Annotated in this window: 2 protein-coding genes and 1 pseudogene; 2 read left to right on the forward strand and 1 reads right to left on the reverse strand. The window is 65.4% G+C overall.

Annotation, left to right across the window (positions count from 1 at the left end; genetic code table 11):
• Window positions 1-264 (forward strand): AMP-binding enzyme (locus tag HZZ16_RS36900; RefSeq protein ID WP_446479851.1); only part of this gene is annotated, 264 nt, incomplete at its 5' end.
• An 83-nt stretch (window positions 265-347) separates the two neighbouring features.
• Here the strand turns inward: HZZ16_RS36900 and HZZ16_RS36905 are convergent.
• The gene (locus tag HZZ16_RS36905) at window positions 348-626 is read right to left on the reverse strand and encodes a hypothetical protein (protein WP_246510698.1); all 279 of its coding nucleotides are present in this window, start codon (window positions 624-626) and stop codon (window positions 348-350) included.
• Between the two features lie 135 nt (window positions 627-761).
• Here HZZ16_RS36905 and HZZ16_RS37820 point away from each other — a divergent pair.
• Window positions 762-885 (forward strand): annotated as a pseudogene (locus HZZ16_RS37820) (OmpW/AlkL family protein); the annotation flags it as partial.

Consider the following 885-nt stretch of genomic DNA (forward strand, 5'->3'; position numbering starts at 1 on the left):
TTCCTGGTGCTGAAGGCGGGCGTCAAGCGCCCGCCAACCGAGATCGAGAAGGAAATCGTCGCGCTGGTGCGCGACAAGCTCGGCCCGGTCGCCGCGTTCAAGCTCGCCATCACCGTCGGCCGCCTACCCAAGACGCGCTCCGGAAAGATCCTACGCGGCACCATCAAGAAGATCGCCGACGGCGAATCCTGGACCATGCCGGCGACGATCGAGGATCCCAAGGCGCTCGACGAGATCGGCGAGGCGCTGAAGGGACGGGTGTGAGTTTGCCCTTCTGTCATGCCCGGGCTTGACCCGGGCATCCATCAATGAGCAAGCAATTGCCTTGATTTCGATGGATTGCCGGGTCAAGCCCGGCGATGACGAATGAGACAGGACGACCAAATGTCAGCCAAACTCGCGCAGTATGGGGCAATCTCTCTGCTCGCCGTCGCTCTCTCCGCCTGCTCGGCGCGCGCGGTGGCGGCGTTGCGCTGGACGTCGCGGTCCTTGCGGCAGGCCACGTATTCCGGCGAGCCCTGCGCATAGCCCCGGCTCTGGCAGACCGCATCGTCGTCGTCACCGCCCATCGCCACCGGATTCTGGTAGCGCGCCGACCGCCGCCAGCGCGATCTCGGCGAGTACATGCTGAACAACCCCGTGCGCCCGTGATGTGAGCGGCGGCACTATGCTGCCGCGCCACCCGCTTCGCATTCGCGCTTTCCGTGACACATCTGCAACGCTGGGGCCAAATCGCGTCGCGATAGTCCCGGTTTGATCGGGGCCTCAACGTCGACGTGAAGAAGCTATGGCTCCAGCCCAACTACTCGGCCACGGTCAACGGCGCGATCCCGGTCACCGGCACCGCGCATATCGATCCCTGGCTGGTCGGCGCGGGCGTGACGT

The organism is Bradyrhizobium glycinis, assembly GCF_016031655.1.
Taxonomy (GTDB): Bacteria; Pseudomonadota; Alphaproteobacteria; order Rhizobiales; family Xanthobacteraceae; genus Bradyrhizobium; species Bradyrhizobium glycinis.

Bases quoted from the DNA above. Each gene is read 5' to 3' on its own strand.
- HZZ16_RS36905 (WP_246510698.1), bottom strand. From the start codon at position 626: ATGTACTCGCCGAGATCGCGCTGGCGGCGGTCGGCGCGCTACCAGAAT.